This is a genomic window from Shewanella eurypsychrophilus (assembly GCF_007004545.3).
GTDB lineage: Bacteria > Pseudomonadota > Gammaproteobacteria > Enterobacterales > Shewanellaceae > Shewanella > Shewanella eurypsychrophilus.
This window is the reverse complement of the sequence record NZ_CP045503.2, coordinates 3,003,379-3,020,897: the sequence shown is the minus strand read 5'-3', so window position 1 is coordinate 3,020,897 and position 17,519 is coordinate 3,003,379. Positions and strand designations below refer to the sequence as shown.

Here is a 17,519-nt window from a genome sequence, read left to right as displayed (position 1 = left end):
ATGCCCAAAGGAGTGACGCATGCGGCTGATACAATTATTAAAGAAAGATTTAGCACAAGAAACCAGAGGCTGGGTAGATGAAAAACTCATCACCCATGAGCAAGGCCAAGCTATTTTAGCTAAGTATGGTGAGTCCTTGGAAAATGACACCAATAAAACCAGCTTTGGTTATTATCTCTTGATGGCATTAGGCAGCTTATTTATCGGGCTGGCCCTTATATTAATCATTTCTCATAACTGGGATGAGATCCCAAGCTTAGTTAAAACCGGCGCCTTAATCTTATTGACTGCCACCACTAACCTATTTGGTTTTCGTTTGTATCTGACTAACCGGTATCAGGCCGCAAATATTTGGTTGTTTTTTGGGGCCATATCCTATGGCACCAGTATTATGCTGATTGCGCAAATTTATCACTTAGGTGAGCATTATCCAGATGGTATATATTGGTGGGCGTTAGGGGTGTTGCCCGTAGCGCTATTAACCCGAAGCCGTTTGCTGTCATTACTGATGCTCGCGCTTGCGACAATCTGGCTGTGCGTAGAGGTAGGTGAAGCATTTTTCCCCGCGAGTTATCCTGTCTTTCTCTTATCGGCTCTATTTATTGCGCTATTTTGCCGCTCAACTCCCATAATATTTGTCTTTAGTCTGTTTGCACTGCTGGTTTGGCTTAACTTAGCATTGGCTTGGCTGATGGGCAGCGGCATTCATTATGAGCCCTTTGGCGACTTGCTGCCGTTCTCTCTCGCGCTTGGGTTAGTACTCAATGGACTGGCTTGGGCATTGATGCGCACCATGAATCCTACATGGCGAGAGTATGGACTCGTGTTGCATCTTTGGCTCTTAAGAGCGTCAGTAGTGACTCTGCTCATACTCAGTTTTGAAGGTGTCTGGTACGAATACTCATCAGAAAGTGATATTACTCAGGTATTGAGTATTGCAGCATTGATTATGGGCGGCGTGCTTTCATGGAGGTTGTCTGCTAAAAATGGCCGATATGCCTCGATGCCCGCTGTACTTTTTAGCCTTTGCTTCAGTATTTGTTTCATTGTTCAAGCCTACTTTAGCAGCGGCGATATGATTGCCGCTGTCACTATCAATTTTTTATTGCTGGTGCAGGGCATAAGTTTGATTAGGCGGGGCATAGAGCAAGACGAAACCCAATACTTTTATACCGGAGTCGCGGTGTTGTTAGCGACGGCATTTGTGCGATATTTCGATCTTATCGGTGATTATCTCGGCGGTGCGCTGCTGTTTCTGATTGCCGCGTCTATCATGATGCTGGCTGCCAGATATTGGCGATTACGCGGGCAAACAGAGCCTGGAGGGCGAACGAATGAAGCTTAATTCAGGTCTAGTGCAAGATACAGTCTGGTATCAGAGTCATACCTTTAAGATAGGACTCATCGTCGCGATCACTCTTCAGCTTTCGGTGCTAGTGGTAGAGTATTTGGGCTCAGTCTGGCCGATTTGGACCGGCGCCCCAATCATACTCAAAACCCAGCCTTATGATCCCAGAAGCTTGTTTCGAGGTAATTTTGTGCGGCTTAGTTATGATATCAGTCAAGTTGAGAGTGATAATGCCAGTGAATATAAGCTCGGCAGTGTCGTGTATGTCAGTGTCAAAGAAGAACTGAGCCATTGGGGCTTTCAAAGTATCTCCAAGGTCAAACCGGTAACAGGGTTGTTTATACGGGGAAGGGTGAGGGCTAATTACGGTAACAGCTTATCTATCGAGTACGGTATAGAAGCATTTTTTATGCCCAAAGAAAAAGCGCTTTTAGCACAAGAAACCCTAAGGGAAGGAGCATTGATGCGTATCTTTGTGTCGGGAAGCGGTAAAGCCCGTGTGCAGGAATTTGTCTGCCAAGGTGATGCTTGTTGAGATAATTGACTCATCCCGGAACTCAGTTCCGGGGTGTTATTGTTCTGGTTATTTTATCACTATTTTATCACTATCTATAGTTATGGCTTAAATCGTGCCAACATGGATAAACACCCAAGCCATTAATTTATTTTGATACATGACTCACAAAATAAGGATTGAGTGAAAACACCTCTGGTTTTATGGTAAAAAGCGAGTAGCTTAATTATTAGGTAATGGGGTTCTACTCTATATCAATGGACTGATATTAAACCGCCTTCTGGGCTGATGACTCCTGGCATTTATAACGAATTAAGATCGTTAGAGGTCGGGCACAGCTGTATCAATTTCCTTCCACAACGGTCTTCCTAGCCACTCAAGCGAAGAGACTGCTATGAAATATTCCACCGAAATTCAAAATATGTGTCCTATAGCAAGAGGACCCAATCATGCTAATGCCCCCGTCCCCATAGAGGGCAACTTTATCCACGTCACAGAAGTCAGCCATATCTCAGGTGTCACCCATGGTGTCGGGACATGTGCGCCACAACAAGGTGCGGCAAAACTGACCCTCAATGTAAAAGACGGCATCATCGAAGAGTGTTTGATAGAGACCGTTGGCTGCTCTGGCATGACACATTCCGCCGCCATGGCCTCTGAGATCATGACAGGCAAGACCTTACTCGAAGCCATGAATACCGATCTTGTGTGTGACGCCATCAATGTGGCCATGCGCGAGCTATTTCTACAGATGGCCTATGGGCGCAGTCAGACCGCATTCTCCAAGGGCGGTTTGCCTATCGGAGCGGGACTGGAAGATTTGGGCAAAGGGCTGCGCTCTCAAGTGGGGACCACCTATGGTACCCGGGCCAAGGGAGTTCGTTATCTGGAGCTTGCCGAAGGATACATTACTCGAATGGCGCTGGATGAAGACACTGAGGTGATCGGTTATGAATATGTGCAACTGGGGAAGATGATGGCATTAGTGGCCGATGGCGTCGATGCTAATGAAGCCATCGACAGAGCCAAGAGTCATTACGGTCGATTCGATGAAGCCGTGTCATACATTAACCCAAGAAAACAGTAGGGGAGCATCATGATTGAATTTGAACGTAGCGTGGAACGTATGCCACGTATTCAGCAGATATTAGATATGTATGGCCTCGAGAGCCTGACTAACAGTCGTGACTTGTGTAACAAGCATGGCTTCGATCCCTTCGACATAGTCAAAGAGACACAAACCATCGCCTTCGATGATGCGGCTTGGGCTTACACCTTAGGGGCCGCTATTGCCATAAAACAGCAGAAGTTTAAGGCCTGTGAGGCGGCAAATGCCATTGGAGAAGGCTTGCAGGCTTTTACCATTCCAGGCTCAGTAGCCGAGCAGAGGAAAGTAGGTTTGGGCCACGGTAATCTTGCCTCACGCCTCTTGTCCGAACAGTCCCAGTGTTTCTGTTTCCTCGCGGGCCATGAATCCTTTGCTGCAGCAGAAGGGGCCATCAAGATAGCCCAGAATGCCAACAAGGTCAGACAATCGCCTTTAAGGGTGATTCTTAATGGTCTGGGCAAAGATGCGGCTTATCTTATCGCCCGCATCAATGGCTTTAACTATGTAGAGACTCGGTTTGATTACGAGACCGACGAGCTCAGTGTGGTGCGTGAGAAGCGATTTGGTCAGGGCGTGCGTGGAGAGATCAACTGTTATGGCGCTGATGATGTGATGGAAGGCGTGGCCATCATGCACAAAGAAGGGGTGGATATCTCCATCACAGGCAATTCGACTAACCCCACCCGTTTCCAGCATCCTGTGGCCGGCACTTACAAGAAAGAGCGTCTGTTGTTGAAACAGCCTTATTTCTCAGTGGCGTCAGGCGGCGGAACCGGACGTACTCTGCATCCCGATAATGTCGGCGCCGGTCCTGCCAGCTATGGCATGACAGATACTATGGGGAGGATGCACAGTGATGCCCAGTTTGCCGGTTCTTCCTCGGTACCCGCCCATGTTGAGATGATGGGTTTGGTTGGCATGGGAAATAACCCTATGGTGGGGGCCAGCGTGGCAATCGCCGTAGCCATCGAACAGGCGTATAGTTTAAGAACTCAGTAATACTAGTCTTTACTTTGGCTTTGTAGGTCAGATGAATAGATTGGGATTATTTTTCATCTCCTGAAACAGAAAAACCGAAGTCATATGACTTCGGCTTTTTGTTTTACCTATCCCGAATGTGGGATTCAGTAGGGGGGACTAGTAGGGCATTAGCCGAACTGGTTCATGGTGTTGTCTTTACCCGACGCCTTCAACGCCTGATCACCAGAGAAGTACTCTTTATGAGCATCACCCATATCAGAACCTGCCATGTTTTGATGTTTCACACAGGCGATACCTTGACGGATCTCTTTGCGCTGAACATTGGCCACATAACCAAGCATACCTTGATCACCGAAGTACTCTTTCGCCAAGTTGTCGGTAGATAATGCAGCTGTGTGGTAAGTCGGTAGTGTGATCAGATGATGGAAGATACCGGCTTCACGGGCTGAGTCGGCCTGGAAGGTACGAATTTTCTCATCGGCCTGAATACCGAGTTCAGTTTCGTCATACTTGATATTCATCAAGTCAGCACGTTCGTAACCTGATATATCATTACCAGCTTCTTGCATGATATCAAAGATCTGTTGACGGAAGTTAAGCGTCCAGTTAAATGATGGCGAGTTGTTGTAAACCAGCTTAGCATTAGGTACCACTTCACGGATAGCATTGACCATAGCGCCAATCTGAGCCACGTGAGGCTTCTCTGTTTCAATCCACAATAAGTCGGCGCCGTTTTGAAGACTGGTGATACAGTCGAGCACACAACGCTCTTCACCTGTACCTGCGCGGAACTTAAACAGGCCGTTGGGTAGTCGAGATGGCTTGACAAGTTTGTCACCACGTTTAAAGACCACGTCACCGTTTGATAAGTTATCAGTAGAAACCTCTTCCACTTCGATGAACGAGTTGTACTTGTCACCCAAGTCACCCGGCTCTGAAGTCACCGCAATCTTTTGTGTGAGGCCAGCACCGAGTGAATCTGTACGAGCAACAATCACACCGTCATCGATACCAAGTTCTAAGAAGGCGTAACGTACAGCATTGATTTTAGCCAAAAACTCGACATGTGGCACCGTCACCTTGCCGTCTTGATGTCCACATTGCTTAACATCAGATACTTGGTTTTCAAGCTGAATACAACAAGCACCGGCTTCAATCATCTGCTTAGCCATCAGGTAAGTGGCTTCTTCGTTGCCAAAACCTGCATCGATATCGGCAATGATAGGTACTACGTGAGTCTCGAAATTATCAATTTTATCTTGGATAGCGGCTTTGTCAGCACTTTCTGCGTTGTCCAAATCACGAAATAGGCCACCGAGCTCACGGGCATCGGCTTGGCGAAGGAAGGTATATAGTTCAGCAATCAAACTTGCTACAGATGTTTTCTCGTGCATTGACTGGTCAGGCAGAGGACCGAACTCACTGCGAAGGGCGGCAACCATCCAACCCGAAAGATAGAGGTAACGTCGTTTCGTAGTTAAAAGATGCTTCTTAATCGCAATCATTTTTTGTTGACCGATGAAACCGTGCCAGCAACCTAAAGACTGGGTGTACTGTGAGCTGTCTGCATCATAGTTATCCATGTCTTCACGCATAATCTTAGCTGTGTACTTAGCAATGTCTAAACCCGTCTTAAATTGATTCTGAGCACGCATACGAGCAACAGACTCTGGGTTGATTGCATTCCAGGCGCTACCTTCTTTCTCAATTAGGGTTGCTGCTGTATCAATATCTGTTCTGTAATTCGACATGGTAAGTCCCTTCCTAACAAAATGTGTTTAATAACGATTGCTTCCGTTAAAAATAATAGTAACATCGAGTCAAATAAGTCTAATTTATAGTATTTATCTTCGGTATTTATCTTATGAATATATCTCGTATTGATCTGAATTTACTGGTTTATTTTGATGTTTTGCTTAGAGAATTAAATGTGACTCGGGCAGCAGATCAACTTGGGATCAGCCAACCAGCCATGAGTAATGGCCTTAAAAGACTAAGAATTTTGTTTAACGACCCACTACTTATACGAACAAGTAAGGGAATGACTCCCACGGAGCGTGCTAGTGAATTAAAGCCCGTTATTAGTGAGCTATTAATCGGTCTAGAGAAGGCGGTACAGCCAAAAGCGGAGTTTAATGCGCTCGAGAGTGAGCAGGTGTTTCGTATGATGGCATCAGACTATGCCGAATCCACATTAATTCCACTACTAATAGCTAGATTAAGAAATGAAGCGCCTAAAGTCATTTTAGATATCATGACGCCTAGCGACGTAAACTTCTCTGATGTGGAACAAGGAAGAGTCGATATGGCAATTAACCGCTTCGATAATATTCCGCAGTCATTTCATCAAAAAGTGTTATGGCGAGATACGTTTAGTTGCTTGATAAATCGAACCCACCCGGTATTGAAAGACTTTAACTTAGACTCCTACCTCGAATCTCATCATGTCTGGGTGAGTAAAACTGGCATGGGAGTGGGTGTCGGGATGGATCCAGATGATGTTCAGCGCCTAGGTTGGGTTGATGAAGCCTTAGCCAGGTTAGATGCTAAGCGTCGGATCACTGTGTTTACCCGTAATTATCAAGCCGCGAGCTCTTTGGCAGAGAGACAAGACTTAATCGCAACCGTGCCGACTAAAATGGCTCGGTTGCAACAAGATAATACCCGAGTGAGTATTGTGACGCCGCCCTTTGATATTCCGCCTATTGAGCTGACCATGGCGTGGAGTCCTCTATTGCAACATAATCCTGCTCACAGATGGATGCGTGAATTAATCACTGAAACGGCCAAAATTATTGATAGATTTTAATGATCTCAGTGTATTGAGTAATCTCAAGCTTGAACTTGAGCATTGGTATAACTTCGGTGAATGATAGTTATAACTACGATAAATTAGTGATATACAAAAAGGCTAGATAAACTCACAGAGGCCTCTATATCGTAAATGTTAATACCAATGGATGATCCAGCATGCGTTGGTGAAAGTTTTGAAGTAACAATTAGCGGCAGGCAAAATCAATCTTGTTACAGATATCTATCTAAAGGAATAACTATGACATCACGAATTCAGGTTGGCAATTTACAGGTTGCGTCGTCTCTGTTTCAATTGATCAACGAGCAGATTATTCCTGGTACAGGGATATCATCAGACAAGTTTTGGGGCAAACTTGAATCTATCATGGATGATCTGATCCCCAAAAATAGAGCTTTGCTTGAAAAACGTGAGACGTTACAACAAACAATAGACGATTGGCATCTTTCTCACCCTGAGCACGAACCAAAGGCTTATCGTCAGTTTCTTGAACAGATAGGTTATTTGGTGCCTGAAGGCGCGCCATTTAAGATTGAAACCGAAAATGTTGATGCCGAAATTGCCGAGCAAGCGGGGCCACAGCTGGTTGTTCCAGTAAAAAATGCCCGTTTTGCCTTAAATGCCGCTAACGCACGTTGGGGCAGCCTTTATGATGCACTTTATGGTACCAATGCCATCAGTGAAGATGGTGGTGCTGAGATTGGCACCTGCTTTAACCCTATTCGTGGCAGCAAGGTGGTTGCCTTTGCCAAAAGGCATCTGGATCAGCTTGCGCCTTTAGTTATTGGTAGCCACAGTGAAGTGGCTCATTATCAAGTATCTGATCAATCACTGCTTGTGACACTCAATGACGGTACAGATACTCAGCTACAGCAGAGTGATAAATTTGTTGGTTATATTGGCTGTGAACAATCGCCCAGCTCGATTTTATTGAAAAACAATGGCCTTCATGTCGAGATCCAAATAGACAGAAAACACTCCATAGGCAAGACTGATCCAGCTGGAGTTAAAGACTTGCTTGTGGAAGCTGCCGTCACGACCATTATGGACTGTGAGGATTCAGTGGCTGCAGTTGATGCAGAAGATAAATGCGAAGTGTACCGCAACTGGCTTGGTTTAATGAAGGGAGACTTGACTGCAACCATTTCAAAAGGGGGCAAGTCAATCACCCGAACACTGAACGATGATCGCCGATATCTTTCCGCCGAGGGCAGGGAAATGTCTTTACCCGGTCGCAGCTTATTGTTTGTGCGCAATGTGGGTCATTTAATGACAAATGAAGCCATACTGGATAAAGATGGCAGTGAGATCCCAGAAGGTATCTTGGACGGCATGGTGACGGTATTGGCTGCGATTCATGATCTTAAAGGCAACAAGAATAATCGTACAAATAGCCGAGCTGGATCGATCAATATCGTGAAACCTAAAATGCATGGTCCAGAAGAGGTAGCGTTTACCGTTGAGCTATTTAGCCGAATAGAAGATGCTTTTAGCCTTTCTAGAGATACTATCAAGCTGGGGATCATGGATGAAGAGCGTAGAACGACAGTTAACTTAAAAGAATGTATTCGAGTCGCTAAAAATAGAGTGGTATTCATTAATACTGGCTTTCTAGATAGAACCGGTGATGAGCTACATACCTCTATGTTAGCGGGTGCGTTCGTGCCTAAATCTGAGATGAAGCAACAAGCCTGGATAAAAGCGTATGAAGATTGGAACGTAGATGTTGGCTTAGCGTGTGGTTTACCGGGACGCGCCCAGATCGGTAAAGGGATGTGGGCTATGCCCGATGAGATGGCTGCCATGCTTGAGCAAAAAATAGGCCATCCAAAGTCAGGGGCTAATACTGCCTGGGTTCCTTCTCCTAATGGTGCCGTTTTACACTCAACACATTACCATCAACTTAATGTGGCTCAAAAACAGCAAGAGTTACTGAGTCGAGCCCATGCAAAGCTGGATGATATTCTTTCAATCCCGCTATTGACTGGTGATTTAACTGATGAGCAAGTCCAGCGTGATCTCGATAATAATGCTCAAGGAATCTTGGGCTATGTCGTCCGTTGGATTGACAGTGGGGTTGGCTGCTCTAAAGTACCTGATATCAACAATATTGGCTTGATGGAAGACAGAGCAACTTTGAGAATATCATCGCAATATATCTGTAACTGGTTAATCCATGGGGTTTGTACGACTGAGCAGGTGATGGAATCATTAAAGCGTATGGCGAAGGTGGTTGATAGCCAAAATGCACACGATACAAGTTATAGCAATATGGGACCTTCATTTGAGGGGATTGCATTTAAAGCAGCTTGCGATTTAATTTTTAAAGGCAAAGATCAACCATCAGGTTATACCGAACCTTTATTACACGCATATCGGATCCAGAAAAAGGCGGAGAGCCTGTAGAAAACTGCAATAAGGTTAACGATATGTCGGTGTAGATAATACCAATGGGTATAAGAATAAAAGCCAGTTGAAGCATAAGACTTCAACTGGCTTTTTGTTTTGCTGTTATTAAAGAGTTATTTAATTATCTGAGTAGTTTCTGCCATAGAAACTATCTAACAACACCTGTTTAAGCTCGGCAATCAGTGGATACCTAGGGTTGGCACCGGTACATTGGTCATCGAACGCATCTTCGGCGAGTTCATCTACTTTCGCTAAGAAGTCTGCTTCATTGACTCCTGCTTCTTGGATTGAAGCCGGAATGCCAATCGTCTTCTTGAGCTGATCGATTTTTTCAAGCAAAGCTTCAACTTTCTCTTCATCACTGGTTCCATTTAAATTGAGGTAGTCGGCAATTTTTGCATAACGACATAGGGCCTTAGGGCGATCATACTGACTAAATGCAGCCTGTTTCGTCGGCATATCTGTCGCATTGAAGCGTATGACATTGCTGATAAGCAGTGCATTAGCTAAGCCATGTGCAAGGTGAAATTCAGCACCCAACTTATGCGCCATCGAATGACACACACCCAAGAAAGCATTAGCAAACGCGATTCCTGCAATCGTTGAACCGTTGTGTACCTTTTCACGGGCAACAGGGGCATCAGCACCTTGTGTATAGGCATCAGGTAAATGCTTAAACAGAAGATCTAATGCCTGTAGCGCCTGGCCATCACTGTATTCATTCGCCATGATACTGACATAAGCTTCTAAGGCGTGAGTGATAGCATCAATACCGCCAAATGCCGTTAACGATTTTGGCATATTCATCACTAGATTTGGATCAACAATGGCCATGTTGGGGGTGAGTTGATAATCGGCAATGGGATATTTCATTCCTGTTTTTTCATCAGTCACAACAGCAAAAGGTGTGACTTCTGAGCCTGTACCGGAAGTGGTCGGAATGGCCACCATTTGTGCTTTTACCCCTAGCTTAGGAAATTTATAGATACGTTTACGAATGTCCATAAATCTAAGCGCTAGATCGGCAAAATCTACATCAGGATGTTCATACATGACCCAGATGATTTTTGCTGCATCCATCGGGGAGCCACCGCCAAGTGCGATGATCACATCAGGTTGAAAACTTTGCGCCATTTTGGCACCTTGGTTAACAATGGCCAGTGTGGGATCGGCTTCGACTTCGTAAAATACTTCAGTTTCTAATCCCTGTGCTTTAAGAATACTAATTGTTTCATCACAATAACCATTGTTAAACAGATATTTATCAGTAACGATCAGCGCTCGTTTTTTATCACTGAGCTCTTCAAGTGCGATAGGTAGGCAACCGCGGCGGAAATAGATAGACGATGGAAGTTTATGCCACAACATATTCTCAGCTCTCTTAGCGACCATTTTCTTATTGATAAGATGACTTGGTCCAACATTTTCAGAAATAGAGTTCCCCCCCCAAGAGCCGCAACCTAAAGTTAAAGAGGGAGCGAGCTTAAAGTTGTACAAGTCGCCAATCCCACCCTGTGAAGCTGGGGTGTTGATCAATATACGTGCTGTTTTCATTCTGAAGCCGAATGCTTTTATTCGGTCAGTCTGTGTGTCTTGATCGGTATAAAGGCCGGATGTATGACCAATGCCGCCCAAAGTAACCAGAGCTTCGGCTTTATCCATTGCCTGGGCGAAGTCACTGGCACGGTACATACCTAACAAAGGTGAGAGTTTTTCATGAGCAAAGGCTTCAGCATCCGATATATCACTGGCTTCGCCGATGAGCACCTTGGTCCGGCGTGGCACTTCGATACCAGCCATTGCGGCAATAGTGACAGCACTTTGACCGACAATATCAGCATTTAAACCGCCATTTTTTAAGATCACATTCTGCATTGCGGCAGCTTCATCGGCACTTAATATGTAGCCGCCATGCGAGATGAAACGCTCTTTAACTGTGTCATAGATTTCGTCAACAACGATAACAGCTTGCTCAGATGCGCAGACGACACCGTTGTCGAATGTTTTGGACATAAGAATTGAGCTAACGGCACGTTTAATATCGGCTGTCTCATCAATCACGATAGGTGTATTACCCGCACCCACACCAATGGCTGGCTTTCCAGAGGAGTAGGCTGCCTTTACCATTCCCGGTCCGCCGGTAGCTAAGATAAGGTTAATCTTGTCATGCTTCATCAACTGATTTGACAACGCAACACTGGGCTGATCGATCCAGCCAATGATATCTTTCGGTGCTCCGGCTTTAATGGCTGCTTCTAATACAATTCTGGCTGCAGTGGTCGTAGACTCTTTTGCCCTAGGATGTGGAGAGAAGATAATACCATTTCGAGTTTTAAGACTGATTAATGCTTTGAATATCGCGGTGGATGTTGGGTTTGTGGTTGGTACGATGCCACAGATTATCCCGACAGGCTCAGCTATCGTAATAGTACCAAACGTGGGGTCTTCATTGATGATCCCACAGGTTTTGTCGTCTTTGTATTTGTTGTAGATATACTCAGATGCAAAATGATTCTTGATCACTTTATCTTCAACGACGCCCATACCTGTTTCGGATGCTGCCATTTTGGCTAAAACAATTCGTGCATCAGCGGCTGCGAGTGCCGCAGCTCTGAAGATTTTATCTACTTGCTCCTGACTAAATTCAGAAAATTGAGCCTGCGCATCTGCGACTCGTTGTACAAGAAGGTCTAGTTCTTGTTCATTAGTAACGGTCATATTGAGTTCCTTGAAAAAATTTAGCAAAAATCGTTTTGGCTAAATTCTCTCCTTGGAGAAAAATTACACCTAAACCCGCTTATTAACTGTGATCTTTAGCACAAATTCGTCGTCATCTGTAATTAAATTACATTGTTAACGACTTGTTTGAGTGTTTGATGAACATTCAGTGTGAATGAGATAAAAAAACTTATGCGAACTAGGGCATATTTATAAAAAAACTCATTTTTACCCGATGAAATCATCAGGTAAAGTAGCGATCTTTATACAAAGCCTATGACATCTGTGTCTAAGCACTATATGTTAATCATACTATTTCGATCTCGAGGATATGTAATTGGATTTCACTCTTTATGTTAAGTTTTTCTTAGGGTTAGTTGCAATCATAAACCCAATTGGCTTACTACCTGTTTTTGTGAGTTTAACCAGTCACCAAACTGAGTTTGACCGTAATCAAACGGGTAAAGTCGCTAACTTTGCCGTCGTGGTTATCTTATTAGTGACGATTTTTGCGGGTCAACATATTTTGAATATGTTTAGTATTTCACTATCGGCCTTTAGAATTGCCGGTGGATCACTTATCGCCATCATAGCCATGTCTATGCTTCAAGGTAAATTAGGTGAGGTTAAGCGTAACAAAGAGGAAGACAGAGAGGCATCAGGGATGGAATCTGTTGCTGTTGTGCCATTGGCACTGCCGTTAATGGCTGGACCGGGTGCAATTAGCTCTGTGATCGTATCTGCAGCTGAGAATGACACCTTTATTAATCATGTCGGAATGTCTCTCACCGTGATTTTATTTGGGGTCATCAGCTTTTTATTATTCAGATCTGCACCGATAATTTTCAAAGTACTCGGCAAGACCGGCATTAACGTGATCACCCGCTTGATGGGACTGCTCATGTTATCGATAGGGATTGAAGTTATTGTTGCTGGATTTAAAGGCCTGTTTCCAAACTTATTAAATTAATTAGAGCACTGAATTACTATTACTTATGCTAGACATTTATTTGTCTGGCATTTTTTTTGATCAACGTCGCATGCCCCGGATTTGTACTATGATTTTTAAAGGATGATAAATAATCATGGAAGAACTCATGCCTGTATGCCGACTCTCGTACCAGAATCTCAATTGCCATATTTTGTTGGTCTTGCTACTCAGTCAATCCGCTTGTACTGGAGGAGAGAGAAATGTCGAATTACTCTTTACCTTTGGTGATGAAGGTTCTTCGGCTGGTCAATTTCGATATATAGAAGACTTTGCAGTCGATCAATATGGTGATCTCTATATAACCGATGCACTTAATGCCAATGTACAGAAGTTCAAACCGGACGGTACGTATATCTCCTCTTTTGGTCACTCTAAAACCAGCGAGAGCTTACGAAAACCAGAAGGTATTGCCATAGATGAAGATGGCAATATCCACGTAGCGGATTACCTCACTGGTCTCATTAATAAGTATTCAGCAGCACATCAACTCCTATTAACCTACAGTGGCTATGGCAATGCTGAAGGAAAAACCCAAGAAACAGAATTTATGACATTTCATCAGAATGGTCTTTTGTACGTTCCCGAAGCAGGAAACAGTCGGATCAGCGTTTTTAATAAAGAAGGGCACTTTAAATACACCTTTGCCAATAAAGGCTTTGAGCCAGGCCAATTGAAGCGACCAGAGGCGGTTAAGCATAATAGTAAAGGATTACTCTATGTCGCTGATCTTGGTAATCATAGAGTTCAGGTATTTGATCAATATGGTGATTTCATATTTCTTTGGGGAAGTGAGGGTAATGAAGCTGGCCAATTTAGAAAACCCAGTGGTATCGCGATAGATCAATATGACAATGTTTATGTTGCAGAGATTGGCAACAATAGAATTCAGAAATTTAATAGTCGTGGTGAATTTCTATATATGTTTGGTAAAAGCGGGAGGTCTCCTGGGGAGTTTGGCAATATACATGGCATAACCATAGGCTTAAATGGCTTACTCTATGTTGCGGATACGGCAAATCATAGAGTCCAAGTCTTTGATGTCAGATGACTTAGGAAATCAGATGCGTAAATTTATAAAACGTTACAGCTTGGCTGATTTACCTATAGCAAAAAAATACGCTTTACCCAGCGCAGTTTATATCACAAGCGTTTTAATTATTGCCTTAAGTGTCTATATATTTATTAATGAGCTAAGAATTAGAAATTCACTCATTGTTGATGTGATCGTGCAGAAAAATATTCTATTTAAGCTAGAAAGTAACCTATCTCATGTCAATGAAGGATTGAGTCAACTATTGATTTTTGAAAACCATGATTATGATGCTTTCTTGTTAGCAAAAGCTGAAGATTTTCAGTCCTCTTTGGTTGAATTCAAACAAATCGCTCAAAGGCATAATTTTATTAACGATGAGTCTTTATCTGAGGAGATTGAACCTGTCCTAGAGTTAATGAGAGAGCAATTGGTTCAGGTCATAGGATTATCGTTTAGCAAGCAATTAGGAGACTCGAGTCTTTCTTTTCAGCGCAACATTATGATTTCCTCTAATCAGATCAGGGAGTTTTCAGAGGGAGCACTCTATGGTAAGTCAGAGCTGGTGGCATCATTGCTAAAAGAAAATGATCGTATAAAGTTAATCTTCTCTATCATTTTTCTATTTGAAGTTTTATTTACCCTTATACTTATTTATGGCATTCATTCAATAGTCGCTAGGCAACTTATCTTTCCAATTAATGAAATAAAAATGATTAGCGATGAAGTGATTAGCCGTTATGTGATTGAAGAATCTAAAGACCAAGACCAAGACCAAGACCAAGACCAAGACCAAGAGGACCTTTACAAAAAACAACTGGAAAAACTCAGTCTGATCCAATCTAAAGATGAGGTAGGTCAACTCGCAAAGCAATTTTTGGCTATGATGCGAACAGTCGATAGTGCACGTGAAACAGAAGCTGAAAAGAAATCGGCCATTGAAATTTTATATACAGATTTGAAACGTGCCAATGGACGAGTACTTAAGACTCAGTATGAACTCAGCCAACGTAATCTTGAGTTGCAGTCTATGCATGAAGAATTGACCAAGTCGAATCAACACCTAGAGCAATCGGCTAAGTTATCTTCAATAGGTGAAATGTCTGCGGGTATCGCTCATGAAATCAATCAGCCCTTAGGTGTAATTAGACTGTACACCGACAGCATGCTGCTTTTACTGCAGGATAACTCAACGAAAGTTAACACCATGTTGAGAAAAAACTTAATTCAGATTGAACGGATCAGCAAAATAATTACTCACCTGAAGATGTTTAGTCGCGATAATAATGATGAAAAAGAGACGGTAGCGGTCGATTGGTTAATCGATCAATCTTTGATCCTTATTAGCCCAGAACTAAAGCTTCACTCTATAGCGTTAGATATCAGCATTAAGGCCGAAGAACAGCTGATTTTATGCAACCAGATTCAGCTGCTGCAAGTGTTCACCAATATACTCAATAATGCGAAAGATGCCATCGTAGAATTAACCTCATTGGATGAGTCACATCTGTTCCATAAAGTGATCTCAATAAGCGTATTTACGCGTGCAGAACGTATTGTTATTGAAATATCTGATACTGGAAATGGGATCCCTATGGATTTGAAAAATAAAATATTTCAGCCGTTTTTTACCACTAAGCCAGTAGGGAGAGGTACTGGGCTTGGACTTTCTATCTGCTATGGGATTATTGAAGACCATGCAGGCTCTATTGCCTGTAGAAGTGAGGAAGGTAGAGGTAGCACATTTTCCATAAACCTACCTCAAGTCATTGCTTATGCTTGATTAATCGGAGAAGCCAATGTCAAATATCCTTATTATTGATGATGACGAAGATTTTTGTGAAGCATTAAAGGATTCAATTTCACTCTTACTTGATGGTGAACAAATTAGCTTATGTAATGAATCGAGCCAGATATTTAACTTAATTGAATCTCGTTCTGTTGATCTGGTTATCACAGATATGGTGATGCCAGATGTTGAGGGGATAGAAATTATAACCCGCCTTAAGCAAGAAAAACCTCAATTGCCCATTATTGCAATGTCAGGTGGAGGGCGGGTCGGTGGTAATAATTATTTGATGCTAGCAGAGACCTTAGGTGCCGATGCAATCTTCGAGAAGCCTCTGAGTATCGTAGAGTTAACCAATAAAGTAAAAGCGTTATTAGTAGCCAATCGCTAGGCAATATATCTATGACTATCAAACCCTAAAAGGTGAGTCTCTTAGAGAGAGTAGAGCACTAAACAAGCCCAACTGTTAACCAATTTATCAAAGCTCTTTGTTAAACTCTATCATTGAGCCAGCGTTAGGGCTAAATAGGTGCTGATGTAACCTTGCGGCAAACTCATCTGTCATTCCTGAAATATAATCAGATATGATCCTATGGCTGTTTAAGCCTTTTTCACGACTGTCACGCCAGCGTTCCTGGGTATTGTTGGGCAGTAGGCGCTCAGGATCAGATTCAAAGGCTTCGAACAGCTCCATGACTATTTGTTGTCCTTTATATTCCAACATTTGAATCTCAGGCTTTCTAATCACATATTTGAACACGAACTGCTTTAGGACCTCTAGCGCCGCAGAAAAGTTGTCATCTAATCCCGCGTTGTACCTCAATAACTCTTCTTCAAATTCGGTATCTTGTTGAATGTCTATGGCTGTGACAAACCCATTGACTAATGTGCCTATCGCATCTTTTCTAAGGTGGTGTTTGTTAGAAAATAATTTAGTGCCGATAGAACAAAACTCATCACGTATCCAATTATCTTTGCTGTTCACAAGTTTATCTGCAACATCTGTTTGCCACTGCACAGGGTTGACTATACCCATGACAATGGCGTCTTCTAAGTCGTGAACGGCATAAGCAATATCATCGGCAAGCTCCATAATTGAGCAATCTAAAGATTTATACTTGGTTCGTTTGTGTTGCTGACCATCAATGGCATGAAAAGACAGAAAACGCTTTTTATCAGCAAGGGATAGCGGCTGCAATACCCAATCTAATATCTCGATGTCATCATCAAAGATCCCTTTTACTGGTGGCCATTGTGATGGCTTAAGTTGCCTAATATTTTGAACTTCTGCTGTGTTTGAGGCTTGGTAAAGCTGTGAGTGTAGGCCTGGATATTTTAGAATCCCCAGCAAGGTTCTTCGACAAAGATTCATACCAAAAAATTCGGTATAGGGTTCAAGACCCGTCAAAATCCTAAACGTTTGTCCATTACCTTCAAAACCGCCGTGGTTGCGCATCATATAGTTAAGCGCGACTTCACCTCCGTGGCCAAACGGGGGGTGGCCTATGTCATGGGCCAAACAAATTGACTCTATTAAACTCATAGAGTCAAACAAGTGATCGAGCTGAGGCTGTTTCTGTTTAAGTTGAGCTCGAATGCCAGTGCCGATTTGGGATACTTCTAATGAATGGGTTAAACGGGTGCGGTAAAAGTCATTCATCCCCACCCCTAAGACCTGAGTTTTTGCTTGTAAACGTCTGAAGGCGGCGGAATGTAAAATTCTAGCCCTATCTCTCTGATACGGGCTACGGTGATCATTTCTACGTTTTTTGTCTTCTGTTAAGCGCCTAGCATGCCATAGTGGATCAGTCATTGTAGT

At 43.2% G+C, this 17,519-nt stretch carries 13 protein-coding genes and 1 riboswitch; of the genes, 10 read left to right on the top strand and 3 right to left on the bottom strand.

The genetic code is table 11. The annotated features are described in order from the left end of the window. The first annotated feature begins 19 nt into the window (after window positions 1-19). The 4 genes from FM038_RS12755 to FM038_RS12740 all read left to right on the top strand — a co-directional run bounded on the left by FM038_RS12755 (window position 20) and on the right by FM038_RS12740 (window position 3,969). Entirely contained in the window at window positions 20-1,345 is a 1,326-nt protein-coding gene (locus tag FM038_RS12755) for a DUF2157 domain-containing protein (RefSeq protein WP_142871286.1), read from the top strand. Next, window positions 1,335-1,883, top strand: a complete 549-nt coding sequence (locus tag FM038_RS12750) for a GDYXXLXY domain-containing protein (RefSeq protein ID WP_142871285.1) — start codon at window positions 1,335-1,337, stop codon at window positions 1,881-1,883. The genes FM038_RS12755 and FM038_RS12750 overlap by 11 nt, the downstream gene beginning before the upstream one ends. Window positions 1,884-2,085: 202 nt before the next feature. After that, a riboswitch (Fluoride riboswitch) is annotated at window positions 2,086-2,167 on the top strand. A gap of 89 nt (window positions 2,168-2,256) precedes the next feature. Beyond that, complete coding sequence (locus tag FM038_RS12745; protein ID WP_142871284.1) at window positions 2,257-2,949, top strand: iron-sulfur cluster assembly scaffold protein; 693 nt, start codon at window positions 2,257-2,259, stop codon at window positions 2,947-2,949. A 9-nt stretch (window positions 2,950-2,958) separates the two neighbouring features. Continuing rightward, a complete protein-coding gene (locus tag FM038_RS12740) occupies window positions 2,959-3,969 on the top strand; it encodes a GGGtGRT protein (protein WP_142871283.1) in 1,011 nt (336 codons plus the stop codon). Window positions 3,970-4,118: 149 nt separating this feature from the next. Here FM038_RS12740 and FM038_RS12735 read toward each other — a convergent pair whose 3' ends face one another. Further along, window positions 4,119-5,702, bottom strand: coding sequence for an isocitrate lyase (locus tag FM038_RS12735; protein ID WP_142871282.1), 1,584 nt, complete (start codon window positions 5,700-5,702; stop codon window positions 4,119-4,121). A 113-nt stretch (window positions 5,703-5,815) separates the two neighbouring features. Here FM038_RS12735 and FM038_RS12730 point away from each other — a divergent pair, with 113 nt between their 5' ends. Both FM038_RS12730 and FM038_RS12725 read left to right on the top strand, forming a co-directional pair. Next, on the top strand, window positions 5,816-6,760 hold the full coding sequence (locus FM038_RS12730) for a LysR family transcriptional regulator (protein ID WP_142871281.1): 945 nt from the start codon (window positions 5,816-5,818) through the stop codon (window positions 6,758-6,760). A gap of 243 nt (window positions 6,761-7,003) precedes the next feature. Then, window positions 7,004-9,169, top strand: coding sequence for a malate synthase G (locus FM038_RS12725; RefSeq protein WP_142871280.1), 2,166 nt, complete (start codon window positions 7,004-7,006; stop codon window positions 9,167-9,169). Between the two features lie 120 nt (window positions 9,170-9,289). Here FM038_RS12725 and adhE read toward each other — a convergent pair whose 3' ends face one another. Beyond that, entirely contained in the window at window positions 9,290-11,890 is a 2,601-nt protein-coding gene (gene adhE / locus FM038_RS12720) for a bifunctional acetaldehyde-CoA/alcohol dehydrogenase (RefSeq protein ID WP_195873008.1), read from the bottom strand. 337 nt (window positions 11,891-12,227) lie between these two features. On the opposite strand from adhE, the gene FM038_RS12715 reads away from it, so the two are divergent. The 4 genes from FM038_RS12715 (at window position 12,228) to FM038_RS12700 (ending at window position 16,091) form a co-directional block, all read left to right on the top strand. After that, complete coding sequence (locus FM038_RS12715) at window positions 12,228-12,860, top strand: YchE family NAAT transporter (RefSeq protein ID WP_142871279.1); 633 nt, start codon at window positions 12,228-12,230, stop codon at window positions 12,858-12,860. A gap of 115 nt (window positions 12,861-12,975) precedes the next feature. Beyond that, entirely contained in the window at window positions 12,976-13,929 is a 954-nt protein-coding gene (locus FM038_RS12710; protein ID WP_142871278.1) for an NHL repeat-containing protein, read from the top strand. Between the two features lie 13 nt (window positions 13,930-13,942). Then, window positions 13,943-15,694, top strand: coding sequence for a sensor histidine kinase (locus FM038_RS12705; protein ID WP_185965706.1), 1,752 nt, complete (start codon window positions 13,943-13,945; stop codon window positions 15,692-15,694). Window positions 15,695-15,710: 16 nt separating this feature from the next. Continuing rightward, window positions 15,711-16,091, top strand: coding sequence for a response regulator (locus tag FM038_RS12700; RefSeq protein WP_142871276.1), 381 nt, complete (start codon window positions 15,711-15,713; stop codon window positions 16,089-16,091). An 87-nt stretch (window positions 16,092-16,178) separates the two neighbouring features. Here FM038_RS12700 and FM038_RS12695 read toward each other — a convergent pair whose 3' ends face one another. Further along, complete coding sequence (locus FM038_RS12695; RefSeq protein WP_142871275.1) at window positions 16,179-17,513, bottom strand: anti-phage deoxyguanosine triphosphatase; 1,335 nt, start codon at window positions 17,511-17,513, stop codon at window positions 16,179-16,181. Between the last annotated feature and the right edge of the window lie 6 nt (window positions 17,514-17,519).